This is a genomic window from Moorena producens 3L, from assembly GCF_000211815.1.
Lineage (GTDB): Bacteria > Cyanobacteriota > Cyanobacteriia > Cyanobacteriales > Coleofasciculaceae > Moorena > Moorena producens.
Map to the genome: position 1 here is coordinate 1 of NZ_GL890935.1, position 24,058 is coordinate 24,058.

Sequence of the window (24,058 nt, forward strand, 5' to 3'; positions counted from 1 at the left end):
TTACACTCCCCATCTCCCCACCCTTCCCACACTTACTTTCTTTTTGGCAACTATGATATCGACCCTACTCCTCCTCTTCTTCTTCCCTGAGCCAACGCCAAATCAACACGCAAAGATTCAACACTATGATTAGGTTTGCATCAAGGAATAAAGCTAGTAACTCCACAACGAACTCTATTAATAGCCAACGTTTTCGGTTGCGATTAGTCTTCTTGGTCATAGTCATTATTTTCAAGTGAAATGGTTAGTAAGCATTCAGCCGTCAGCCGTCAGCCTTGGCCAAACACGCTACGCGAATGGCTGATAGCTGATAGCTGATAGCTTAAAATGCTTCTGACTTCTAGCCTATTGACTAAAAAAATAGGTGTATAGGAGTTTGATATAAAAAACTTTGATGGTATTTACTGGAAAATATACCTAAATAAAAATAGGTATTATAACTATGAAGTAATAAACTAAAATATCCTAAAATAAAAACAAATAAAAATTGCTGTTAACCTAACACAAATCGAAATCTACATGGCAGAATTTAGTTAAGCATTCAGCGCATAGCGCATCAGCTATCAGCTAATGCGCTATGCGCACGCTACGCGAACAGCTTATGGGAGTTAAGTATCACAGGCTGGAAGCCTGTTCTACCTCTTGCCTCTTGCCTCTTGCCTCTTGCCTACTCCCTACTCCCTGCTGCCTGCTGCCTGCTCCCTTTCTTATGATAAATACCATGAACAACCAACAATCTCAACAACAACAGTTCATTGAATACATCGCTGACCAGATTTTCCCGATATCGAAAAGATCCGAAACCCAAAAACTATGCTTTCTACTGCGTTTTAGTCCTGAAAACTGGCAAGAAGAGAATGTGGACATTGCTCGCAAAATGGACGAAAAACTGGGAGGGTTTAATGAACAAAGTATTAATGCTACCCTGGCCGAAGTATTGAAAAAGCTGAAAAAGCAGTTTGGGGAGGAAATGAATAAAAATGGGGTAAATTGGGAGAATAAACGAGGAAGACCAGCGGATGACAAACAATCTCCTTGGCGAATTGCTTATGGCTGGTTATGGGATCATAAATTCCCTTACTGGCAAATGGATGGGCTTTGGCAAACCCTGATTAAAAAAGCGGCATCTCCTTCCCATTGGCTTCGTTTTACTCCAGATTCTATTAAAGGCATGGTTGGACCTACAAGGAAGAAGCATGAAATTGTTGTAGACGTTCCTTAGTATATGCATGTGGAGCTAAATTGTAACCAAAAGCATCTGTTGTTACTAAATCGCGGTATAGATAACAAGGATGTAGTTACCAACTATGTAGTCTGTCCTTCCCAAGCTTTTGCTCCAGATAATCGACTCACACAAAAGAAAATGCTGATGCCTCAGTCAGGGGCAATGTGTGAAGAGATAACATTTGATACGGTAGGGCAAGAGGAGTTTCTGGCTATTGTCTTAGAAGATTCCTTAGATTTTCCTTGGTTAACTCCTAATCAAGAAGAACCAGTTCCGATTTGGAATCCGGAACGGCTTAAGGAATTGTGGGCAAGGTTGGCAGGAGATAGCAATAATTGGCAAGCATTTTATCGCTCATTCCAGGTAGTAAAAGCATCTGCTTAGAATTAGGTAACAGGAAACACAGTAGACTAATATGGACAAACAACAATTTCAAGAGTATGGCAACTTCTTAATGTCCATCTTACGGGCAGTTGAAACTGACCATCGCCCTCAGTCAGTTTACCCCCTACTCCAAAAGAATCTCGACAAGCTAGATAAAAATTTAGAGCAGATATTGCAATCTTGGGCAAGGGAAACCCTCCCTCAACTTCAGCCAAAATTAGCTGAAGATGTTGCTAGAGTTATTCTCGAGTTCGGCATTTTGATTCAACAGTTTACTCTGGGCGACATAGCCAGTAACCTAGAAATTGCCATTGCTAGTTATCAAGTCATTGATATAGTTTTTACCTTGGAGGCATTTCCCCAAGATTGGGCAATGATTCAAACCAATCTCGGCGGTGCCTACTGTGAGAGAATAAAAGGGAAGAGAGCAGATAATATTGAACAAGCGATTGCTCATTGTATAAATGCCCTAAAAATCTTTACCAAGTCAGCATTTCCCCAACATTGGGCAATGACTCAAAACAATCTCGGCAATGCCTACGTCGACAGAATCAAAGGAGATAGAGCCGATAATATCGAAGAAGCAATCAGTGCTTATAAAGATGCCCTAAAAATCCGTACCAAGTCGGCATTTCCTAAACAATGGGCAAGGACTCAATCCAATCTCGGCAATGCCTACTTCAACAGAATCAAAGGAGATAGAGCCGATAACCTCGAACAAGCAAGTTTGCATTTAAACAATGCCCTAAAAGTTTATGAGAAAATGAATTTATTTGAACGATATAAAATCCAAACTATTATCGGCAATGTTCATTCAATAAAAAATAAATTGTATCAAAAATTATATCAATCCGATCATCATAAATTAGATAATTTAAAAAAAGCAATCTGTGCTTATAAAAATGCCCTAGAAATCTGTACCAAGTCCACATGTCCCCAACATTGGGCAGGGATTCAACAAAATCTCGGCAATACCTACCGTAACGGAATAGAAGGGGAGAGAGCTGATAATATTGAACAAGCCATCGCTCATTATGAAAATGCTCTACAAATCTATACTAAGTTCGCATTTCCCCAAAATTGGGCAATGACTCAAAACAATCTCGGTAATGCCTACTCTGATAGAATAAAAGGGGAAAAATCTGATAATATAGAACAAGGCATTGCTCATTATAAAAATGCCCTAAAAATCTTTACAAAGTCGGCATTTCCCCAAGATTGGGCAACAACTCAAAACAATCTCGGTGTTGCCTATAAAAAAATCAAAGGAGATAGAGCCGATAATCTTGAACAAGCCATCGCTCATTATAGAAATTCCCTACAAATCCGTACTCCAGAAAACTTCCCTCTCGATTGTCTGCACACAGCTTGCAATTTAGGTAACCTTGCTCTGGACAATAACAATTGGCAACTAGCTATCGAAGGCTACGCCCTAGCTATCCAAGCGGTAGAACAAAGCCGGAGTTGGGCAATTGATGAGGAGCGTCGCCAAGAGATTCTTGCTGATTCCATTTACGTATATGGCAACATAGTACAAGCTTGCCTCAATTTAGGTCAGATCGAAAAAGGACTGGAATATACTGAACGTTCTCGTGCCCAACGCTTGGTAGATATGATGGCTAGTAATGAACTCTACCAAGGAGGAGAAATTGTCCCAGAAGTAAAACAGCTTTTGCAGGACTACGAGGAACTGCAACAGCGTATCAATCTCCTCCGTTTTGGTTCTGCTTCGGAGGTTGTTCCAGTTCTAGCAGGAAGTCCTAATAAAACCATGTCATTGGGAATGCCAGTGAAACAATCTGATCAATCCTTGACTAGGGAAGCTTTATTACAATACCAGAAAGAAATCCAGGAATTAGAGGCAAAAAAACAGCAAGTTTGGCAACAACTGCGCCGCTATGACCCGGTTTTGGCAGGACAAGTCCAGGTGGAGCATCTCGATTGGGAGCAAATGCAGCAGTTAATCGAAGAATCAACCACTGCTCTGCTTAGTTTTTACACAACAAGAGAGCATACCCATATTTTTATCCTGTTTAAGGATCGCAGTCCTCAAGTTTTCACTTGTCAAGGACAGGGGTGGAAAACTTTACAGATTTGGATCTTCAATAATTGGTTCAAGCCCTATGTTGAGGCACAAAGTGAATGGAAACAGAAGATAGGGGATTTTCTTGAGGAACTTGCTGAGCGCTTGCAGTTGCAGGAGCTGGTGGGACACTATCTGACTGGGATTGAGGAGTTGATTATTGTGCCTTATCGATATTTACATCAGATTCCTTTTGCGGCGTTGCCCTTAAAACGGGGAGAGCAAGAGGGTTTATTAGCAGCAGAGCAAGAAAAGAGTTCTCTTGCCCAAAATCGGGGTATGGTCTTCGCCAGCAAATCCTCCAAACCCTCTGCCACTAAACCTGTTACCAACACTACTTATTTATGCGATCGCTTTCGTATTCGCTTGGTTCCCAGTTGCCAAATCCTCCACTATTGCCACCAACGCCCAGCAATCCCAGGTCAAGAAATGGGTATAGTCGAAGATGCTACCGAGGATCTGCCCTTTACCAGTTTTGAATGCAAAACCCTGGCGGAAATGTATCAGGTTCCTGCTAAGCAGCGCTTACAAGGACGGAATGCCACGGTCAAATCATACCACACCTTAGCCCAGCAAGTGCATATCCTCCACTCCAGCCATCATGCCCAATCTAACCCCATGGAGCTCTTGGAATCTCATTTACGGTTAGGAGATGGTTCCCTTACCCTGGGTCAACTCTTAACTCCTGGTTGGCGCATGCCCAATCTTTCCGAAGTTTTTGCCTCAGCCTGCGAGGTTAATTTCACTGTTACCGACATTACTGATGACTTGCTTAGTCTAGCTACCGGTTTTCTCTGTGCTGGAGCCAGGAGTGTGGTTAGTACCCAGTGGTCCGTAGATGATTTGGCCAGTGCTTTATTAGCGATTTTTTACTACGATGGCCGCCGGTCAGGGATGAGCCGCTCCCAAGCACTACAGCAAGGGCAAATTAAATTGCGCAATTTAACCGGAAAGGAGTTTGCTGATAATTATCAGACTCAGTTAACGGAACATCTGGAACAAAAGTTAAAAGAGGCCAATACTGCTAAACAGAATGCCAAAGATCAGGGAGATCAGGAAGAGTTGGATAAGTGGGTCACAATTGTCGATAAATTCGAGATACAGCAAAAGCGTTTGGAGTCTTTGAGTAAGGAAGATTTTCCTTTTGCTCATCCTTTCTTTTGGGCTGGTTTTGTTTCCCAAGGAATTTAGAATTTAGAATTTAGAATGAAGAATGAAGAATTTAGAATTTAGAATTTAGAATTTAGAATTTAGATCCTGTAGGGTGGGCAAAAGGTGAGCACAGATCAGCTGTAGGGAAAACTCTAGGAATTTTGCCCACCAAAAAGTCAGATCTGTAGGGTGGGCAAAAGGTGAGCACAGATCAGCTGTAGGGAAAACTCTAGGAATTTTGCCCACCAAAAAGTCAGATCCTGTAGGGTGGGCAAGGTAATTGGTCAACTTAAGGGATCCAAGCAATTTATTTCCCCTTGCCCACCCTACAAAACTAGCTAAGGCTAAAAATTCATTCTAAATTCTTCATTCTTCATTCTAAATTCTTCATTAGTTAATCCTGGTGGGCAAGGTAATTGGTCAACTTAAGGGATCCAAGCAATTTATTTCCCCTTGCCCACCCTACAAAACTAGCTAAGGCTAAAAATTCATTCTAAATTCTTCATTCTTCATTCTAAATTCTTCATTAGTTAATCCTGGTGGGCAAGGTAATTGGTCAACTTAAGGGATCCAAGCAATTTATTTCCCCTTGCCCACCCTACAAAACTACAAAACTAAATTCTTCATTCTTCATTCTAAATTCTTCATTAGTTAATCCTGGTGGGCAAGGGGATTGGTCAACTTAAGGGCTCTAACCAATTTATTTCCCCTTGCCCACCCTACAAAACTAAATTCTTCATTCTTCATTCTTCATTCTTAATTCTTAATTCTAAATTCTAAATTATTCATTTTTATATTTATACATTTATTGATAAAGTAAACTAAAAGTAAATTCTTAAATTAGATCTGCTCCTCAAGAATGACAAAAAAAGATATACAAGAAAGAACGCTAAAGTTTAGCGTAAGAATAGTCAATCTCTGTAAATTTATGAGACAAAATGGTGGAACTGGATATGATTTAAGCAAACAATTAATCCGCTCTGGAACAAGTATTGGAGCAAATGTTGAGGAAGCACAAAATGCAGAAAGTAAACGAGACTTTATTCATAAAATGAGTATATCCCTCAAGGAAGCTAGAGAGACCAATTATTGGTTGAAAATCTTAATCGCCACCGAGAAAAACCTAGAACCAAGATTGCTGTCTTTACTCAATGAATCCAACGAATTAATTTCTATTATTCATGCAATTATTAAAAACACTAAGGCTCAAAACTAATTCTATAGTAATTATCAAACTGATGAGGTACAAATTTATGGATTTTAGGGAACAAGGAATAGGTAATAAGCAAACAAAATCTCTGTACATCATAGCTATGATAAACGCTATAAATAAATTCTAAATTCCCAATTCTAAATTCTAAATTCCCAATTCTAAATTCTAAATTCCCAATTCTAAATTCTACATTCTAAATTCTACATTATGATAAAAGTTGACACTTTCGAGGGTAAAGGTATCCCCTTTTTCATAGGGATAAAGTACCCAAAACCCTTGCTGATTACGCCTAAAGCACTCTACTCCTATTGTCTCTGACTGGATTAGAACATACTCTTGCAAGGTTTTTAGCTTACGGTATTTGGCAAACTTATTCCCCCGGTCGTATGCCTCTGTAGAGGGTGAGAGCACTTCTACAATTAGACAGGGATACTCAATAAACTGGTTAGACTCTTGATCTCTGGAATCACAAGTTACTACTACATCTGGGTAGTGGTAGGAACGAACTGAAGATATTTTTACCTTCACATCTGCGATATAAACCTCACAGCTACTGTCTTGTAGGTGAGTATTTAGATCACTGGCCAGATTTAAAGCAATCCGGTTGTGGGGTTTCGAGCCTCCGGTCATGGCGAAGACTTCCCCATCAATATACTCATAACGAATCTCTTGAGTCGGTTCCCACTCCAGGTATTCTTGGGGAGTCATCCGGTAAGGCTGTGGACTGGCAATCATGGTTTTTTGCAATCAATAGACTTCGCGGCAGTTGTCGGGAACAGCGGATCTGGGAACAGGGAACAGTGGACAAGAATTGACGTTACAATTTTCGGACGGACTGTCCCAACACTGGTACTCAAGGTTTAACATGAGGGCAAGCCCGCCCCTAACCCACCCTACGCACTAAATTAATTCTAAATTCTAAATTCTAAATTCTAAATTCTAAATTCTAAATTCTAAATTCTAAATTCTAAATTCTACTTGGTGGTGCGTTACGGGGCGGCCTATTCTAATACTGGCTACGAAGTGGAAAATTAGGGCAAGCCCGCCCCTAACACACCCTACGCACTAAATTAATTCTAAATTCTAAATTCTAAATTCTTCATTCTAAATTCTTCATTCTAAATTCTTCATTCTTCATTTCAGATGTTTTTGCCAGGCCAATCGTGCTGCTCCCACCATCCCCGCTCGATTACCTAATTCTGCTTTAAGTAACTCTAAACCAGTACGGGAGGAAGGCAAAACTCGTTGCTCTATTTCTGCTAGAGTTGTTGGCAAGAAAAATTCGGCACTAGCACTGATGCCACCACCAATGATAATGGCTTCTGGTGTCAGTGGATAAATAAAACTAGTTAGCCCAATCCCTAATAAGCGTCCGTAATCTGCCCAAAATTCTAAAGCTTCCTGGTTTCCTTGCTGGGCTAATTTACCAAGTTCTGCTGGTTCTTTGCCACTGTTGCCTCGGATTGCCCTAATGGAAAGGTATTGCTCTAGAGAACCCCGATTACCAGTATTAGACTCGGGACCATCGGGATATAGATTAATTAACCCCAACTCCCCAGCAGACCCGAGATGACCTGTGAAGAGTTGACCATCGAAAATTATTGCCCCTCCTACTCCTGTGCCTAGGGTGAGTAGAATCAAATTCCTAAACCGACGACCAGCCCCTAACCAAGCTTCTCCTAAACCAGCACAGTTAGCATCATTAGCAACAACTGTGGGATAACCGACTTTGGCTTCTAACTCATCGGCTAGGGGAACATCGTGCCAATCCGTTAGGTTAATCGCAACCTTAGCAATTCTACCAGCAACATCGGCAGGGCCAGGACATCCAAGCCCGATACCAATCACGTCTTCCCTGGTATCGAGACGAGAGATTGCTGCTACTATTGCTTCGATCACCGCTGTCGGTGTTGCAGGTTGGGGTGTATCTACTGTTAGAGACTCCAGTTCGGTTCCATCTTCACGGAAGCGTCCCAACTTAATCGCAGTGCCACCTAAATCAATGCCTATGGCTTGGGTCATTAGTTTTGAGTCATTTGTCCTGAGTCATTTTAAGGCAAAAGGCAAAAGGCAAAAGGCAAAATGCAAGAGGGTTTTATAAAATTTCAATGTTTCTGACGAAATCGGGGATTAATCAACTCACTTAATCCTTCTCCTACTAAGGACAATCCTACCACCATCAGTGTCATGGCTAAACCAGGGAAAAGCGCTGTCCACCAAATGCCAGTTGGTAAGGCATCGAGGGCTTGACGTAAGTCATGACCCCACTCTGGGGTTTGTTCTGGCAATCCTAATCCTAAAAATCCCAGTCCTCCCAAGATTAAAATGGCATCAGCGGCGTTGAGGGTAAATAGAACTGGTACACTTTGAATCACATTGAGAAATAGGTAGCGCGATAATATCCTACCAGGGGAAGCTCCCAGGGCTTGAGCGGCTTCGATGAACAATTCAGTTTTGACGCTAGTGGTGTGATTCCGGACTACCCGATAGTATTGGGGGACATAGGAAATACTTAATGCGATCGCAGCATTGAAGACTCCTCTACCGACTACAAAGGCCAGAGTCACCGATAGCAGTAGTCCTGGCAAGGTATAGATCGTATCCATTAAAAACAGTAATACCCGATCGAGTTTGCCACCGAGATAACCACTTATTAACCCCAAAGGGACACCAATTATCAGGCTGAGGGTGGTGGCGAGAACGACTACTTTTAGAGCAGCTTGAGAGCCAAACCAGGTGCGAGAGAAGACATCATAACCCTGGCGAGAGGTACCAAACCAGTGATTCCAGCTCGGTGGTTCATGAATGGGATTACTGAGGGACTGGGTAGGGTCTTGTAGCCATCCCCAAGCTTGAAAGGTGGGAGCGAAAAGGGCTACTACGATAAAGCACCCAGTAATCACTAGTCCCGCTACCATTAGTTTGATGGATAGACTAGGCCCTCTAGTAAAAGACAAAAAGCTGGGGAATGATTGTTTGGTTGAGGTCATCCTTCATCCTTGATAGTCATAGCATTTATGTAAGCTATCAGCTATCAGCTATCAGCTATCAGCTATCAGCTATCAGCTATCAGCTAATGCACTACGCGCACGCTACACCGAACAGCTATCAGCTTTGGGTCTGTAGTCACGCTACAGCGAACAGTTTATGCCCATAACGCATGCTATACCGAACAGCTTTTGAATAAAATAAGCTGACGGCTGACAGCTGAAAGCTTACGCATTTATCATACTGATCAGATAAACAATCTTGTCTACCTTTTGCCTTTTGCCTTTTGCCTTTTGCCTTTTGCCTATCTATTAAACAGTAGTAGGTAAATGGCGTTCAATGGCTTGACGATACTGACTCTTTTGCTTAATTCCTTTAAATTCCGCTAGGAACTCTTTGTCCTTAAATAACTGTACGGTAGGTGTTCCCACCACTTGAGCATTTTCAGCTATTTCTTTGTCTTGGTCAATATCGATCTCGACAAAGTGAATTTTGCCATTATACTCATCTACTACTTTATCCAGCATGGGCTTGAGAACCTTACAAGGACCACAACTGGGGGAAATATACTTGACCATGATTATGCGATCGCTTTCATGGAACAGTTTACGCAAGGCATAGCCCCCCAGATGGCGTGTTTCCTTGATATCAAAGGTTTCCGCCGTCTCAGCTATTGGTTTTTCTTCCGTTTCTTCAGGTTTTTCAGCCGTTGGCTGTTCTGATGCCGGTTGTTGATGATACTCATGAGTTAGGTTATTGGCAGATAGCCAGCGTTCTGCTAACATAGCCCCCATACAACCTGTCCCAGCCGCAGTGATGGCTTGACGGAACTCATGGTCTTGGACATCACCAACCGCATAGACTCCCTCTACACTGGTTTCCACCGAGCCGGATTTAGTGACAATGTAACCCACCTGATCTAACTCCAGTTGTCCTCTAAACAAGGACGTGTTAGGAGTGTGACCAATAGCGTAAAACATTCCCCGAACTGAAATATCCTTTTGTTCACCAGTTTGAGTATCCTGGACTCTTACCCCAGTCATCGAACCATTTTCTCCAAACACATCCACTGGCTGAGTATTCCAGTGAATAGTAATTTTGGGATTATTCAACACCCGGTCTTGCATGGTTTTACTAGCTCGCATCTCATCCCGACGTACTAGCATATGAACATGGGAGCCATACTTGGTCAAATATACAGCTTCCTCTGCCGCTGAGTCACCCGCCCCGACTACCGCCACTTCCTGACCACTGAAAAGGGGAGATGCACCATCACAGATGGCACAAGCTGAGATACCATTACTCCAGTACTGAGCTTCGCTGGGTAAATGCAACCGTTTCGCTGTTGCTCCGGTAGCAATCACAATACTATGGGTTTTTACTTCCCGTTCCTCAGAGCGCACAATGAAGGGACGCTGACTTAAATCTACAAAGATCACATCTTCGGTATAGCATTCCGTTCCCCAGCGTTCTGCTTGAGCCTTCATCCGTTCCATTAATTGAGGTCCGGTGATTCCCTCTGGGAAGCCAGGGAAGTTTTCTACTTCTGTGGTAGTCATCAGCTGTCCACCAGGGATTCCCCCAGCTTGGAAGCCTTCAAACATTAAGGGTTTCAGGTTAGCTCGTGCGCCATAAATCGCTGCTGTGTAACCGGCAGGACCAGAACCGATGATGACAAGATTTTCTACAGGGGAGTTGGACATTAAAGCAAACTCATAACGACTACGCTTTTATTATAAATTATTATACCATATACAACTTAGCTAATGCTGTCATACATTTAAATTGTGAATAGGGGCGCTTTGGAGGTAAGAATTCAGCTGACGGCTGACGGCTGACGGCTGACGGCTGGCTGCTGAAAAGCGTACAATCTGACTTGCTCAAAACAGAGGTAAATTAAAACTCATCCCTGTACCGAAAACTGTCCCATCAAAATTAATTCTGGAGTTGGACGACGAACCAAAGCTTTGTCCACCATACAAATAAATTTGACTATTGCTAGAAATCTTATAACTGACACGACCAATTAACTGATGATAGTCATCATACCGTTCCCTTTCGGTATAATCAGATAAGGCAATTTGGTAATTAATAGCTGCTTTAAATCGGGGGTAGGGGTAATAGGCTAAAGATGCTCTGAAAACATTACTAATCTTAGATCGTGTGTCTGGATCAGCAAAACGTAGGTTTAACTTATAGGACGTATCTAAGGCTAAGTGCTTTGCTAACCAATCCCGTCGGCTGAGTCTAAGATACAGAGAATTATAATGAGCGAAGCGATCGCCTCCCTCTTGCTTGAATAACTGTTGATTGCTCCATCCTAACTCCCCATAGGTTCTTTTCAATAGCTGCTGACGAACTCCCAGCTTAACTTTCAGTTGATTATAATCAAGTTGGGATCTATCTCCATAACGCACTACATTACCACTTACTGACGTTATGAGCTTAGTGTCAGGTCCGAGGGATGGTAGAGCTAATAGGGTTAGTCCTGGTTTCAACAAACCATCATCAACTGGATCGACTCCAGCGAAAATATTATCGCTTCTGAAATAACTGACTCTACCCTGTAAATATACTGTAGGTTTACGGGGAGTCGGTGGTTTTTCTTGGAGCCGCAAACGCAGCACCCCCAGTTCCGGGTCTCGATCATTAGCTTTGGAATCTGAGTTTGAACGATTATCTCCAGAAGCAGGTTTACCTTGAGATATCTGTGACCTGTCAACTACCTCAGTTGAGCTAGAACCCGATGAGTGCTCACTAACAACAAAGGAAGATAATAGTTCTCCACCACTCCCGATTTTAACCTGAGATAACTTAGGAGTACAATGCTGTTTTAGCTGATTAGTATTAGCTTGGTTTTCTGTACCACTAAACACTAAACTGACTGCTGACTGATGGGAAATACTGTCTATAGGGTGACATCCAGACCAAGCGGGTTTACTGATTGTCAGTGTACTTAATAAAATTAGATGTCCCAAAGTTGCTAAATAGTTTTTTTTAATCTGGTGCTGGGGAGCCTTAATATCATCATATTCGTCGTGAATATTTTTATTTTTTGATACCATATTTAATCAAAAAAACATTAATTTACTAAAAGTTTATTTAGGCTTATAAACGCTAATTTATCTGTAGCAAAAATTAAACTTAAAACCTCTATCACGTTTGAATAATCATTGTTATAGAATAGTCATTGCTAAGCTTTGAGGCATCTAATTGATAGATTGAATCGGCAAGGGGGCAGAGCCACCGAGAATGATGGGAAAGGGGTTTGGTGTTTTTACCTAGACTAAACAATAGACAAGTTAAATGGGCAACAGCTTACCAAAATTGCTCAATGTAGGTAGAGGATTTTTCTCCCAGCTAATAATTACTAACGACCAGCCGTGTTTTCAGGATTGACCAACCTGTATTTCATACTACTCTGAGGAAAAAATATCCTGATTTGCATTAGAGCCTACAGAATCTCGTATAGGAGAGTTTTGTACCTACTTTTCGAGAAGGCAACGCCAAAGCCCCGTAAGCTATCAGCTAATGCGCTACCTCCCAGCGTCGAAGCCTGTGCCACGCACGCTACTTGAGGTTCTTATCGGGAAAGTCCCAGCGTCGAAAACGCGACTGCATCAAGAAAATAGCTAAGCATTCGTTTAATTTCTGTTAAATCAGCTGATGGCTGATAGCTGAATGCTGACCTCTCAACTACCTGAAAATACTGACCTTTGAGCTATTGGAGTTGCCCCGTGTTTCGCAAGACAGTCCTAGTACTTTCCATCTCTCTATGGAGCGTTAATTCACTAATTTTTTCTAAACCAGTCAGTGCCGAAATTCCTTTAACTCGTGCTGTGGTAGAGAAGCTACGTAACCGAGTGCGATTGATTCCTCAAAATCAGTCAGCTCGACCAGCCCGTCCATCTGATGCCATGACTATAGGAGATGCACTGGTAACAGCTCGCTCCTCCATGGCTCAACTGCGCTTCAATGATGGTTCCCTAGCCCGACAAGGAGAGTTAGCTGTCTTTCGATTTATACCTAGAAGTCGTACCTTTGAGCTATCCAATGGCACACTGCTGCTATTAATTCCTCCAGATCGGGGTAAAACTCGAGTGCGTACACCCAATGCTGTAGCTGGGATTAGGGGGTCAGCTCTGTTCATGCGATATATCACTGACACCAATACAACAATTGTCGGAGCTCTGACCAATAGCGGTATTGTGGTCTATAATCGCACTCGTTCTCAAGGTCGGGAATTAAAAGCTGGGCAGATCGTGGTCATAACCGAGGATCGAATTGAGCAGGTTTATGAATTTGACCTCAGAGAGTTTTATGAAACCAGTGAATTAGTCAAGGGGCTGAATTTGACCCAGACAGAACCGGCGGATAGTCCAGATCAAGCTTTGGATTTAGTGCGAGGGGAAATTGCAGATGCTCTAGAGGCGCAAGATCCTATTATGGGCAACAACATAATAGTTAATCCTACTTTCATTCGTCTTCGGGGGAGTGAATCGGACGAGTTTCCCAGTGCTGATTTTACTGTGATTGATCCTGGTGTTGATGTCTTCGATCAAGATGTGGGTTCTGAGAATTCCAATGCTGATATCACTGATCAGGTTAACCAGTTAGATATTAGGTCTACCTTAGAAACCGGTGAGTTTCTTAACACTGAGCAGGATGATGAAACTGTTGAACTGGATCCCGAAGACGTTGACAAACCACTAGAGCCGGAACCGGAACCGGAACCGGAGCCCGAACCGGAGCCGGAACCGGAGCCGGAACCGGAGCCGGAACCTGAGCCGGAACCTGAGCCCGAACCGGAACCGGAGCCCGAACCGGAGCCCGAACCGGAACCGGAGCCGGAGCCGGAACCTGAGCCGGAACCTGAGCCTGAGCCTGAGCCGGAACCTGAGCCTGAGCCGGAACCTGAGCCGGAACCTGAGCCTGAGCCGGAACCTGAGCCGGAACCTGAGCCTGAGCCGGAACCTGAGCCTGAGCCGGAACCGGAGCCGGAACCGGAGCCGGAACCTGAACCTGAACCCGAGCCTGAACCTGAACCTGAGCCGGAACCGGAGCCGGAACCTGAGCCGGAACCTGAGCCTGAGCCGGAACCTGAGCCAGAACCCGAACCCGAGCCGGAAACGGAAATTCCTGTTCAGCTACCGGATCAAGGTCAAGGAGTAGAGGATGACTTCCCTGGTCAAGGTCAAGGAGTAGAGGATGGCTTTCCTGGTCAAGGTCAAGGAGTAGAGGATGGCTTTCCTGGTCAAGGTCAAGGAGTAGAGGATGGCTTTCCTGGTTGAGGAAATCCCTGAGCTTATGAGGTTAGTTGTGGTGGTTGAATTTCTTCAATAAAAGCCGTCTTAGTCATTGGTTTTTTGTCAGCAACAGAGTGGTCTGATTATCAATCAGAGCAGGTTTACCATCACTGGTATGGGTGCTAAATGACTCAAAATAGCGACGAACTGGGGTAGGAAACTCAGGAAAGTTGAATACAGCATCACCATCAGCAATATGAGCCCAGAAGTAGCGTAGACTGGGAGCAAGTTTCTGGGCATCTGAATCGGGTAAATTTAAGGGGGGAGAAGTCAGGAGTTTCACCATGAATGGATAAGAGCGATCGCTCATCCATTCTCTAGATATTTGGGTTAGGTTTTCCCAACCAGGGACTGATTCCACTCGATGAGATTCAATTTGCAACCATCTTTTGCCCTGATTATCGGTACACAACTGCAATATCCGGTAGGGGTGAGGATAGCTAACTAATGAACCTGTTGTGATTTCGTAGACTCCCTCTTGATAGGCGATATCCTGTACATGCAAGTGACCTGTAAATAGTAGATTGACCCCAGCAGTTTTGAGAATATTGTGTAATACTGGAGCATTTTCCAAGATATACCGATGTCCCAAGGGATGGTTAGCTTGATCCGGCAAATGCTCGATGACATTGTGATGCACCATCACCAGCACCAATTTATCCTGGCACTGGGGAAGCACTTGCTCAAGCCAGATCAGCTGTTGCTGATCAAGACGCCCTACCTGTTTACCACCGGTATCGAACTGGTTAGAATTTAACCCAATCAGCTGTACTCCAGGCAAAACTTCACAGGTATAGTACAACTGCTCGGGATTTTCATAACCAAATTGGCGATAGTAGTAGGGAAATTCCTTTAGTCCAATCGAGTGTTCATTGGGTAAGATATTGGGGACATCATGATTTCCAGGTACGACGTACACTGGAAAAGGCAACTGGCTCAATCGCTTTTGTAACCAGGCATGATTGTCTGGTTCACCATGCTGGGTTAAGTCTCCTGGTAGGAGGAGGAAATCCAAGGCTTCCTGCTCTAAATCCTCCAGAATCCTTTCTAGGACTGGAATACTAACTTCTACCAAATGAAACCGATTGGGATGATCCCAGATGGTGTGGGGTAACCCGATATGTAGGTCACTTACCACGGCAAAGCGAAAATTTAAACTCATAACTAAAACTTTTCTTGATTAACCCCTAGTTTAATTATTATTAAAATTATCGCTCATGACCTTTGCTTTTATACCATTACAACCCCTTGTTTAGGTTCAATTTAACTGCTCACCTAAACAATAATGGATAATCTTTAATTTAGCCTGACATAATTAGGCTTTAGTCTATAAAAAACTTTAAAGATTACATTTAGGATAAATACAGATGAGTTGGAATTGCCTTCATTGAGGTGCGCGCCTCCTAGGGCGATTTACTCGCCCTAGGAGGCGCGCACCTAGATATCACATTTACAACTAGATTAGGGATATAACCCTTAATCCCTGATCCCCCATCCCCTGAGTAAAGTAAGGAGGTGCTAAGGTTGGCTAGAGTCAGAGTGCGACAACACGTTAATCCACTTAGCAAGCAATATCAGATGCCGGTGAGTCCTCCGGATTGGAATCAAGTTTATGCCCAAACTACTCAACCATTACATCTGGATATTGGCTGTGGGAGAGGGGAATTTTTATTGCAGATGGCAACACAACAACCCCACTGGAATTTTTTGGGGTTAGAAATTCGGGAACCATTGGTACAACAAGCCAACAGTAAGGTGGTAGATTTAGGGTTGAGCAATCTCCTATTTTTGTTCTGTAATGCTAATAGTTCTATAGATTCACTCTTTAGCTCTTGGCACCCTGGTGCCTTGCAGCGCGTCACTATTCAATTTCCTGATCCTTGGTTCAAGAAGCGACAAGCCAAACGACGTATAGTTCAGCCCACCTTGGTTGATAATCTAGGGGCTTATTTGACCAGTGGAGGGGAGGTCTTTCTACAATCCGATGTGGAGGAAGTGGCAGTGGAAATGCGATCCCGCTTCGATGCTCATCCAGTCTTCTACCGGCCAGAGACTGCTTGGCTGCCAACCAACCCCCTGCCAGTGCCTACTGAACGGGAAATTTCCACCCTCGCTCGTGGTGAACCTGTGTACCGAATGTTGTTCTTTCGCCGTGATGATGTTTAAGGAATAGTCAACTACCGCACGCTGAATCATAGATTACAGCGTGGGCTTGAAAGAGTCTGTTGACCAGACGGCTAGTTTTATTATTAGCAGCCGTTAAGACCAAGAGTTAAAATTCCTACCCTGGAGTACGTGCCAGCTCTAGGCTCTAGAAGTAAGTAATTAAACAGGTCATTCGGGAAAGCCAGTGTTACTTACAAAGTACCGAGTCTTAACATCGTCGTTCGCGCAAGCGTGTGCAAAGCACTCGGCAAACTTTACCCTGAAAAGGAGTGTTCAAAGTAATGCGAGTTTTCGTACTAGATAAAGATAAACAACCTTTAGAGCCTTGTCATCCGGCAAGAGCTAGAGAACTACTCAAAAAAAGGAGAGCTAAAGTTTTTAAACGTTATCCATTCACCATTATTCTGCTAGACAGAACAGTTAATAATTCGGTTACCCATCCATATCGAATCAAGATAGATCCTGGTTCAAAAACCACAGGTATTGCCATTGTCCAGGAGTCAACAGGACGAGTAACTAATGCCTTAGAAATTTATCATCGAGGTTTACAGATTAAAAATGCCTTGGAGTCTCGTAGGGCTTTAAGACGTGGACGGCGTAACCGTAAAACTCGTTACCGTAAGCCCAGATTTATTAATCGTATAAAACCGGAAGGATGGCTCCCACCATCGTTAATGAGTCGAATTTTTAATGTTGAGACTTGGGTTAGGCGACTTACTAAGTTATGTCCTGTAACTGCAATTTCTCAAGAGTTAGTCCGCTTTGACACTCAAAAGATGCAAAATCCTGAAATCTCAGGGGTTGAATATCAACGAGGCGAGTTATTTGGTTTTGAGGTCAAAGAATATTTACTAACCAAGTGGGGACGAAATTGTGTGTATTGTGGTGCGGAAAACGTGCCTTTAGAAGTAGATCATATTATTCCCAAATCAAAAGGAGGTAGCAATCGAGTTAGTAATTTAACCTTGGCTTGTCGAAGCTGTAACCAGAAAAAAGGGAACAAATCCATTGAGAAGTTTCTCAAGAAAAAGCCTGATGTACTCAAAAGAGTACTAGCCAAAGCAAAAACCCCACTCAAAGACGCAGCAGCAGTAAATGCAACTCGTTGGGAATTATTCAGAAGACTAAAGCTAACTAGATTACCTGTAGAGACTGGCTCCGGCGGTCTGACTAAGTTTAATCGTAAAACCAGAGGCATTGATAAGACTCATTGGGCAGATGCTGCTTGTGTAGGTCAATCTACTCCTGAAAAACTGTTGCTCAATGGTATCAAGCCTTTAATAGTCAAAGCTAAAGGTCATGGTGTTCGTCAACGATGCAGAACTGACAAATATGGTTTTCCAAAAGCTCATGCATCTAAAGCTAAATTCTTTCGAGGGTTTCAAACAGGAGACATAGTTAAGGCTGATATCCCAAAAGGTAAATACGCTGGGCAATACACAGGACGGATTGCTATTCGTTATCGTCCTAGCTTCATGTTGTCATTACCTAATCAACGCTTTGATGTCCATCCTAAATACTTGCAAACAATCTTTAAGGCTGACGGTTATGAATACCAAGTCAATCAATAAGGATTCGCTACCGCTGGCCGTAGGCCACGCTACGCGAACAATTTATTTGTTGGCGGCAATTCCCCAGACACTGACCCTACGGGTTCAGGTGTCCGCCCCCTTGCCGCATTAATGGTGGAGTAGGAACACTCGTAGCCAAACCGCCTTCTGATTCAATCAGATCAGCGGGCTACTGGTCAGTATGCTCCTGCCCAATTTGCTTCTCCCCTATGGTTCGCTCTACGTAATTAAAGAATGAATAACCATCAAGCTGAGGCAACTCAGGCAGAAATTATGGTTGTGGATGACACACCAACCAATTTGCAGCTGCTATCTTCCATCCTGATTCAGCAAGGCTATCAGGTTAGGAGCATGATCGATGGACTACTTGCCTTGGAATCAGCATTGTGTGATCCACCGGATTTGATTTTACTAGACATTATAATGCCAAAGATCGATGGCTATGACGTCTGTAAACAGCTGAAATCTAATCAAAAAACTCAGGGAGTTCCAGTAATCTTTATCAGTGCTCTGGATGAAACTTGGGACAAGGTGAAAGCCTTTGCTGTTGGTGGTGCTGACTATATCACCAAGCCATTCCAGGTTGAGGAAGTTTTAGCCCGTGTGGAGAATCAATTGACTCTGCACAAGCTACAAACACAACTGATTGAGCAAAATCAACTGCTGCAACAGGAAATTCGCGATCGCATTTCCGCCCAAACTGCTTTAGAAGCCCTCAATCAAGAACTTGAAACCAGAATCCAAGCTCGCACAGTGGAACTAAGAGATTACTTAGAACAGCTACGCAACTTGGAATCGCAATTGCGTCAATCACTGGAGCGTGAAAAAGAAGTCAGTGACCTTAAATCTCGGATTATTTTTACCATATCCCATGAGTACCGTACACCTTTAATGACAATTCTATCCTCTGTGGAACTCCTAGAACAGTACCGTCATAAATTGACTGATTCTCAGCAAGTTAAACATTTTTGGCGGATCCAAGGTGCGGTCAAACATATGACTACCCTAGTCAATGATTTATTATTCATTAATCAAGCAGAATTCGATAAGTTAGAATTTCAACCAGTTGCTTTGAATTTAGTAACATTTTTTCAGGAGTTATTCTGCCCAATTCAATCAAGCCTTGGGGCTAAACATCGGCTACTATTTAGTAGTAAAAGAGACTGGGAGCCAATATTAGGAGACCCCAAAATTATTAGACAAATTCTGAATAACATCATCTCCAATGCCATTAAATATTCTCCCGATGGTGGGACTATTTTAGTACAGCTAAACGGAGATGAAGAGAAAGTAATCTTACAGATAATTGATCAAGGTATTGGCATCCCTAAAGAAGACCAACCAAAATTGTTTGAGTCTTTTAGTCGTGCCAGTAATGTGGGTATAATCCCAGGAACAGGACTAGGGTTATCAATTGTCAAAAGTTGTGTAGACTCACACGGTGGTAAGATTCACGTGGAAAGTGAAGTGGGTGTTGGAACAACCTTTACCATCACCTTGCCCAAGAATTTACCAGAAGAAGACGAATAAGCCGGTCACCTAATTACGCAGCAATTGGTATACAATAATAAATTGTGCCATTATTATAATCCGTCAATGCCTAAACTAAAAAGCCGCAAATCAGCTGCCAAGCGTTTTAGAGCTACTGGCAGTGGTAAAATAAGACGCCGCAAAGCGTTTAAAAATCACTTACTAGAACACAAGACCTCAGAACGGAAGGGGCGCTTGTCTAAACTGACCTTGGTAGACGAACGGGATGCGGATAATGTTCGCCTGATGTTGCCTTATATGTAAATCTTAACAGAAGACCTAAACTGCTAACACTACTAAACTAACATACTAGCTAGAATCAACCATGACACGGGTAAAACGCGGTAATGTCGCTCGTAAGCGGCGCAAAAAAATTCTCAAACTTGCTAAGGGGTTCAGAGGTTCCCACTCGAAACTCTTCCGCATTGCTAACCAACAAGTGATGAAAGCACTGCGCAATGCCTATCGTGATCGCCGCAAGCGCAAGCGGGATTTTCGACGTCTGTGGATTACTCGCATTAACGCAGCAGCACGTCAAAATGGCATTAGCTACAGCCAGCTGATGGGTCAAATGAAAAAAGCCAATATCCAAATTAACCGCAAGATGTTGGCACAGCTGGCAGTTCTGGATCCAGATAGCTTTAACAAAGTGGTGGAGTTAGCGGCTAAAGCTGAGTAAGCATATGCGCTACGCGCACGCTACGCGCGTCTGCGGTCAGCCGTCAGCTTTTGGCCATTCGCGTAGCGTAGCCATAGGCCAAGGCTAATGGCTGATAGCTGAATGCTTAGCAACCTGAGAAACTCTGGTTTTGGGTAAATGGGTAATCCGTAAGGGTAAGGCTTGTTGAGGGTAAAAACCATCTTTGGTTCTTTTGATTATTATAGATTATAAGAATTATCCCATCCAAATTGAATTGGGAGTTAATTGCTATTTAATTGGTATTGTTTTTTCAGGCAAGTCCCTTAAGCAAGACCGATTACCTTACCTTTTTGCGAATTTCGATTCCCCGACCGATGCTTAAGCACAAGTTCTTCAACTTTGGTATGGTCTTCGGATTGACGGCGATGTCTTTTTTGACACCGTTACGGGTTGGGAGTGCTCAACTTGAGGAAATAGAGCAGCGGGGTCAGTTGATTGTTGCTGTCAAAGATAATCTGCGCCCTTTGGGATATAGGGATGCGGATGGCAAGTTACAAGGATTGGAAATTGACTTAGCACGACGTCTAGCAGAAGAACTGTTAGGTAATTCTGATGCGGTGGTGTTGCAGCAGGTGGGAAATCTTGACCGACTGAAGGTGGTTTTGGACGGTGAAGTTGACCTGACAATTGCTAGAGTCACAGCCACAGCACCTCGCCGCCGATTAGTGGATTTTAGTATCCCCTACTACCTGGATGGCACGGGTTTGATTACTAAAGACCCCTTAATTACCAGATTGGGTGATCTCCATAGCAGAACCATCGCCATACTCAATCATTCTAGCACAATTGCTGTCGTGCAGTATGCTTTACCGGAATCTAGGGTGGTGGGAGTAGATTCCTACCAAGAAGCGCGTACGCTTTTAGAAAATGGTAGGGCTGATGCTTTTGCTGCCGATAAGAGCATTCTCAGTGGCTGGGTACAAGACTATCCTGAGTATCGGATGCTACCAGTGTGGCTCTCGGGTGAAGCCTTGTGTGTGGTGATGCCTAAGGGGTTACAATACACCAAGCTAAAGCAGCGCGTGAATCATGCGATCGCACGTTGGCAAGCAGATGGTTGGTTAGCTCAACGAGCTACTGCTTGGGGATTACCATTAAGAAGAAAAACTGTCAAACCTTATGAATGATACACTGCCAACTATTTATCTTTCCGTTTTGCTAGTCCTACTTGCTGGTGTTACTTTCGCGGTGCTGCGCCAAGTTATCAAAACTCGTAGAATTGAAACCACTCTCTCTCGGTTGGAGAAAAAGCTGCAAAAAGACCGGGGGACAGTTATAGAGTATTACGAGTTGGGCAGTATTTATGCGGACAAGAAGCTATTTGGTCAAGCTATCCTGCTATTTCAAAAAGCATTGAAAGGGACTGATGCTGACGAAGAAAACCTTGGTCCTGTCTATAATGCTTTGGGTTTCGCCTATTGTGCTAAAGAACAGTATGATCTGGCTATTCGCCAGTACAAAGAAGCCTTGAAGCAAGAGCCTGGATATGTCACAGCCCTCAACAATCTCGGTCATGTTTACGAGCGCAAGCAATTAACTGCTCAGGCGTTAGAAGCTTATGATGAGGCGCTCAAATATGACCCCAAGAATTCTACCGCTAAGCGTCGAGCAGAATCCCTCCGGAAACGCTTGGTTACACCAGCATAACTGAAGTATTAACGATCAACTATCAAGTAAGCTGTTCAGCTAGGGTGGGCAAAAGGTTGTCACAGATAACCTGAACTTAAGAATCTATCACTTTTGTCCACCTTTGAGCCAAATCGAAAACAGTAGCACCAGCACAAGACAATGCCAGACACACATATTCGCTTTGATTGGGCAATCAAAAAACTGCTGCGTAATAAAGCTAACTTTGGTGTTTTGGAAGGGTTTTTAAGCGAGTTGTTGCATTTCGATATTACCATCAAAACCCTTCTCGAAAGCGAAGCTAATCAAGAAACACTCGATGATAAAACTAACCGAGTTGATATTCTCGCTGAAACCACTGATGGCGAGCTGATCCTGATTGAAGTACAAAACAACCCTCAACATGATTATTTCCACCGTATGCTCTACGGTGCGTCTAAGTTAGTCACCGAATACTTAGACAAAGGTGAAGAGTACGGTCAAATTAAAAAAGTCTACTCAATCAATATAGTCTACTTTAACCTCGGAATGGGAGATGACTATATTTATTCCTATCGTGGAGAATTCGTTGGGGCTAATCTGGGGGATATCCTGCAACCGACAAAAACTCAGGAATTTAAATTTCACATCAATAAAGTAGCAGATATCTTCCCAGAATACTACCTGCTGAAAGTAAGGAATTTTAAGGATTTAGCGAAAAACCCCTTAGATGAATGGATTTATTTTCTCAAAAACAGCGACATCAAAGCGGAATTTTCGGCGAAAGGAATAGCAGAAGCTAAGGAGGCGCTGCGAGTCACTAATTTATCAGAACAAGAAAGAGCAGCTTACGAGCGTTATATCAACAACAAGCGTGACGAAGCTAGTATCCTGAGTACCCAAGAGTTGGAAACAAAATGGCAAGTGGAACAGGCAGAAATTCGAGGTATTGAAAAAGGTATCCAACAAGGAAAACAAGAAGGTATCCAACAAGGTAAAAAAGAAGAAAAAATAGCGATCGCCCGTTCCTGCCGGGAACAAGGTTTAGATGTGGAAACTATTATGAACATCACCCAACTTTCTCGGCAAGAGATTGAATCAATTTAGAATGTAGAATGTAGAATTCAGAATTGATAATTCTACATTCTACATTCTACATTCTTCATTCACCATTCACCATTCACTCTTTCTTCCTTAAGATAACAAGACAATGCCAGACACACATATTCGCTTTGATTGGGCAATCAAAAAACTGCTGCGTAATAAAGCTAACTTTGGTGTTTTGGAAGGGTTTTTAAGCGAGTTGTTGCATTTTGATATTACCATCAAAACCCTTCTCGAAAGCGAAGCTAATCAAGAAACACTCGATGATAAAACCAACCGAGTTGATATTCTCGCTGAAACCACTGATGGCGAGCTGATCCTGATTGAAGTACAAAACAATCCTCAACACGATTATTTCCACCGTATGCTCTACGGTGCGTCTAAGTTAGTCACCGAATACTTAGACAAAGGTGAAGAGTACGGTCAAATTAAAAAAGTCTACTCAATTAATATAGTCTACTTTAACCTGGGAATGGGAGATGACTATATTTATTCCTATCGTGGAGAATTCGTTGGGGCTAATCTGGGGGATATCCTGCAACCGACAAAAACTCAGGAATTTAAATTTCACATCAATAAAGTAGCAGATATCTTCCCAGAATACTACCTGCTGAAAGTAAGGAATTTTAAGGACTTAGCGAAAAACCCCTTAGATGAATGGATTTATTTTCTGAAAAACAGCGACATCAAAGCCGAATTTTCGGCCAAAGGAATAGCCGAAGCCAAGGAGGCGCTACGAGTCACTAATTTATCAGAACAAGAACGAGCCGCTTATGAGCGTTATATCAACAACAAGCGTGACGAAGCTAGTATCCTGAGTACCCAAGAGTTTGAGACTAAATGGCAAGTGGAACAGGCAGAAATTCGAGGTATTGAAAAAGGGATAAAACAAGAAAAAATAGCGATCGCCCGTTCCTGCCGGGAACAAGGTTTAGATGTGGAGACTATTATGAAAATCACCCAACTTTCTCGAGAAGAGATTGAATCAATTGAGAATTGAGAATTGAGAATTGAGAATTATACATTCTCCG

20 protein-coding genes are annotated in these 24,058 nt (G+C 42.9%); 14 read left to right on the top strand and 6 right to left on the bottom strand.

All coding sequences use genetic code 11. The annotated features are described in order from the left end of the window. Nucleotides 1-577 precede the first annotated feature (577 nt). The 4 genes from LYNGBM3L_RS34045 (at nucleotide 578) to LYNGBM3L_RS18795 (ending at nucleotide 6,060) form a co-directional block, all read left to right on the top strand. Nucleotides 578-1,222 carry a hypothetical protein gene (locus LYNGBM3L_RS34045; RefSeq protein ID WP_131827279.1) on the top strand — a complete coding sequence of 215 codons (645 nt, stop codon included), beginning with the start codon at nucleotides 578-580 and terminating at the stop codon, nucleotides 1,220-1,222. A gap of 39 nt (nucleotides 1,223-1,261) precedes the next feature. Beyond that, complete coding sequence (locus tag LYNGBM3L_RS18780) at nucleotides 1,262-1,609, top strand: hypothetical protein (RefSeq protein ID WP_131827280.1); 348 nt, start codon at nucleotides 1,262-1,264, stop codon at nucleotides 1,607-1,609. A gap of 31 nt (nucleotides 1,610-1,640) precedes the next feature. Further along, the gene (locus LYNGBM3L_RS18785) at nucleotides 1,641-4,883 is read left to right on the top strand and encodes a CHAT domain-containing protein (RefSeq protein WP_008186560.1); all 3,243 of its coding nucleotides are present in this window, start codon (nucleotides 1,641-1,643) and stop codon (nucleotides 4,881-4,883) included. A gap of 820 nt (nucleotides 4,884-5,703) precedes the next feature. Next, on the top strand, nucleotides 5,704-6,060 hold the full coding sequence (locus LYNGBM3L_RS18795; RefSeq protein WP_008186562.1) for a four helix bundle protein: 357 nt from the start codon (nucleotides 5,704-5,706) through the stop codon (nucleotides 6,058-6,060). A gap of 183 nt (nucleotides 6,061-6,243) precedes the next feature. Here LYNGBM3L_RS18795 and LYNGBM3L_RS18800 read toward each other — a convergent pair whose 3' ends face one another. The 5 genes from LYNGBM3L_RS18800 to LYNGBM3L_RS34050 all read right to left on the bottom strand — a co-directional run bounded on the left by LYNGBM3L_RS18800 (nucleotide 6,244) and on the right by LYNGBM3L_RS34050 (nucleotide 12,110). Continuing rightward, a complete protein-coding gene (locus tag LYNGBM3L_RS18800; RefSeq protein WP_008186564.1) occupies nucleotides 6,244-6,792 on the bottom strand; it encodes a Uma2 family endonuclease in 549 nt (182 codons plus the stop codon). A 399-nt stretch (nucleotides 6,793-7,191) separates the two neighbouring features. Then, the gene (locus LYNGBM3L_RS18805; protein ID WP_008186567.1) at nucleotides 7,192-8,079 is read right to left on the bottom strand and encodes an ROK family protein; all 888 of its coding nucleotides are present in this window, start codon (nucleotides 8,077-8,079) and stop codon (nucleotides 7,192-7,194) included. A gap of 83 nt (nucleotides 8,080-8,162) precedes the next feature. Then, nucleotides 8,163-9,047 (bottom strand): ABC transporter permease, encoded by an 885-nt coding sequence (locus tag LYNGBM3L_RS18810; RefSeq protein ID WP_044493863.1) that lies wholly within the window; start codon nucleotides 9,045-9,047, stop codon nucleotides 8,163-8,165. 309 nt (nucleotides 9,048-9,356) lie between these two features. Further along, entirely contained in the window at nucleotides 9,357-10,748 is a 1,392-nt protein-coding gene (gene trxB, locus LYNGBM3L_RS18815; RefSeq protein ID WP_008186570.1) for a thioredoxin-disulfide reductase, read from the bottom strand. Nucleotides 10,749-10,925: 177 nt separating this feature from the next. Next, nucleotides 10,926-12,110, bottom strand: coding sequence for a hypothetical protein (locus tag LYNGBM3L_RS34050; RefSeq protein ID WP_008186572.1), 1,185 nt, complete (start codon nucleotides 12,108-12,110; stop codon nucleotides 10,926-10,928). Between the two features lie 672 nt (nucleotides 12,111-12,782). Between LYNGBM3L_RS34050 and LYNGBM3L_RS38595 the strand changes: the two genes are divergently transcribed. Beyond that, complete coding sequence (locus LYNGBM3L_RS38595; protein WP_052308459.1) at nucleotides 12,783-14,336, top strand: FecR domain-containing protein; 1,554 nt, start codon at nucleotides 12,783-12,785, stop codon at nucleotides 14,334-14,336. A 64-nt stretch (nucleotides 14,337-14,400) separates the two neighbouring features. Here LYNGBM3L_RS38595 and LYNGBM3L_RS18830 read toward each other — a convergent pair whose 3' ends face one another. After that, on the bottom strand, nucleotides 14,401-15,513 hold the full coding sequence (locus LYNGBM3L_RS18830) for a metallophosphoesterase family protein (RefSeq protein WP_008186576.1): 1,113 nt from the start codon (nucleotides 15,511-15,513) through the stop codon (nucleotides 14,401-14,403). 362 nt (nucleotides 15,514-15,875) lie between these two features. Between LYNGBM3L_RS18830 and trmB the strand changes: the two genes are divergently transcribed. From trmB to LYNGBM3L_RS18875, 9 genes are all read left to right on the top strand, one after another. Continuing rightward, nucleotides 15,876-16,517 carry a tRNA (guanosine(46)-N7)-methyltransferase TrmB gene (gene trmB / locus LYNGBM3L_RS18835; protein ID WP_044493866.1) on the top strand — a complete coding sequence of 214 codons (642 nt, stop codon included), beginning with the start codon at nucleotides 15,876-15,878 and terminating at the stop codon, nucleotides 16,515-16,517. Nucleotides 16,518-16,798: 281 nt separating this feature from the next. Then, nucleotides 16,799-18,088 carry an RNA-guided endonuclease IscB gene (iscB, locus tag LYNGBM3L_RS18840; protein ID WP_008186580.1) on the top strand — a complete coding sequence of 430 codons (1,290 nt, stop codon included), beginning with the start codon at nucleotides 16,799-16,801 and terminating at the stop codon, nucleotides 18,086-18,088. Nucleotides 18,089-18,322: 234 nt separating this feature from the next. Next, complete coding sequence (locus LYNGBM3L_RS18845; protein ID WP_008186582.1) at nucleotides 18,323-19,618, top strand: ATP-binding response regulator; 1,296 nt, start codon at nucleotides 18,323-18,325, stop codon at nucleotides 19,616-19,618. A 66-nt stretch (nucleotides 19,619-19,684) separates the two neighbouring features. Then, nucleotides 19,685-19,882, top strand: a complete 198-nt coding sequence (rpmI, locus tag LYNGBM3L_RS18850) for a 50S ribosomal protein L35 (RefSeq protein ID WP_008186584.1) — start codon at nucleotides 19,685-19,687, stop codon at nucleotides 19,880-19,882. Between the two features lie 61 nt (nucleotides 19,883-19,943). Beyond that, nucleotides 19,944-20,297, top strand: a complete 354-nt coding sequence (gene rplT, locus LYNGBM3L_RS18855; RefSeq protein WP_008186586.1) for a 50S ribosomal protein L20 — start codon at nucleotides 19,944-19,946, stop codon at nucleotides 20,295-20,297. Between the two features lie 335 nt (nucleotides 20,298-20,632). Continuing rightward, entirely contained in the window at nucleotides 20,633-21,445 is an 813-nt protein-coding gene (locus tag LYNGBM3L_RS18860) for a transporter substrate-binding domain-containing protein (RefSeq protein WP_008186587.1), read from the top strand. Next, nucleotides 21,438-21,965 carry a tetratricopeptide repeat protein gene (locus LYNGBM3L_RS18865; RefSeq protein ID WP_008186589.1) on the top strand — a complete coding sequence of 176 codons (528 nt, stop codon included), beginning with the start codon at nucleotides 21,438-21,440 and terminating at the stop codon, nucleotides 21,963-21,965. Before LYNGBM3L_RS18860 ends, LYNGBM3L_RS18865 begins: the two co-directional genes overlap by 8 nt. Nucleotides 21,966-22,106: 141 nt before the next feature. After that, nucleotides 22,107-23,030 (top strand): Rpn family recombination-promoting nuclease/putative transposase, encoded by a 924-nt coding sequence (locus LYNGBM3L_RS18870; RefSeq protein WP_008186591.1) that lies wholly within the window; start codon nucleotides 22,107-22,109, stop codon nucleotides 23,028-23,030. A gap of 103 nt (nucleotides 23,031-23,133) precedes the next feature. Further along, complete coding sequence (locus LYNGBM3L_RS18875) at nucleotides 23,134-24,027, top strand: Rpn family recombination-promoting nuclease/putative transposase (protein ID WP_008186593.1); 894 nt, start codon at nucleotides 23,134-23,136, stop codon at nucleotides 24,025-24,027. Nucleotides 24,028-24,058 lie beyond the last annotated feature (31 nt).

Excerpts from the sequence above, each read along its gene's own strand:
- LYNGBM3L_RS18795 (WP_008186562.1), top strand. The coding sequence starts at position 5,704 with ATGACAAAAAAAGATATACAAGAAAGAACGCTAAAGTTTAGCGTAAGA.
- LYNGBM3L_RS18810 (WP_044493863.1), bottom strand. The coding sequence starts at position 9,047 with ATGACCTCAACCAAACAATCATTCCCCAGCTTTTTGTCTTTTACTAGA.
- LYNGBM3L_RS18865 (WP_008186589.1), top strand. The coding sequence starts at position 21,438 with ATGAATGATACACTGCCAACTATTTATCTTTCCGTTTTGCTAGTCCTA.
- trxB (WP_008186570.1), bottom strand. The coding sequence starts at position 10,748 with ATGTCCAACTCCCCTGTAGAAAATCTTGTCATCATCGGTTCTGGTCCT.
- LYNGBM3L_RS34050 (WP_008186572.1), bottom strand. The coding sequence starts at position 12,110 with ATGGTATCAAAAAATAAAAATATTCACGACGAATATGATGATATTAAG.
- LYNGBM3L_RS18830 (WP_008186576.1), bottom strand. The coding sequence starts at position 15,513 with ATGAGTTTAAATTTTCGCTTTGCCGTGGTAAGTGACCTACATATCGGG.
- LYNGBM3L_RS34045 (WP_131827279.1), top strand. The coding sequence starts at position 578 with ATGCGCACGCTACGCGAACAGCTTATGGGAGTTAAGTATCACAGGCTG.
- iscB (WP_008186580.1), top strand. The coding sequence starts at position 16,799 with ATGCGAGTTTTCGTACTAGATAAAGATAAACAACCTTTAGAGCCTTGT.
- rpmI (WP_008186584.1), top strand. The coding sequence starts at position 19,685 with ATGCCTAAACTAAAAAGCCGCAAATCAGCTGCCAAGCGTTTTAGAGCT.
- LYNGBM3L_RS18870 (WP_008186591.1), top strand. The coding sequence starts at position 22,107 with ATGCCAGACACACATATTCGCTTTGATTGGGCAATCAAAAAACTGCTG.
- LYNGBM3L_RS18800 (WP_008186564.1), bottom strand. The coding sequence starts at position 6,792 with ATGATTGCCAGTCCACAGCCTTACCGGATGACTCCCCAAGAATACCTG.
- rplT (WP_008186586.1), top strand. The coding sequence starts at position 19,944 with ATGACACGGGTAAAACGCGGTAATGTCGCTCGTAAGCGGCGCAAAAAA.
- LYNGBM3L_RS18845 (WP_008186582.1), top strand. The coding sequence starts at position 18,323 with ATGAATAACCATCAAGCTGAGGCAACTCAGGCAGAAATTATGGTTGTG.
- LYNGBM3L_RS18785 (WP_008186560.1), top strand. The coding sequence starts at position 1,641 with ATGGACAAACAACAATTTCAAGAGTATGGCAACTTCTTAATGTCCATC.
- LYNGBM3L_RS18860 (WP_008186587.1), top strand. The coding sequence starts at position 20,633 with ATGCTTAAGCACAAGTTCTTCAACTTTGGTATGGTCTTCGGATTGACG.
- LYNGBM3L_RS18875 (WP_008186593.1), top strand. The coding sequence starts at position 23,134 with ATGCCAGACACACATATTCGCTTTGATTGGGCAATCAAAAAACTGCTG.
- LYNGBM3L_RS18805 (WP_008186567.1), bottom strand. The coding sequence starts at position 8,079 with ATGACCCAAGCCATAGGCATTGATTTAGGTGGCACTGCGATTAAGTTG.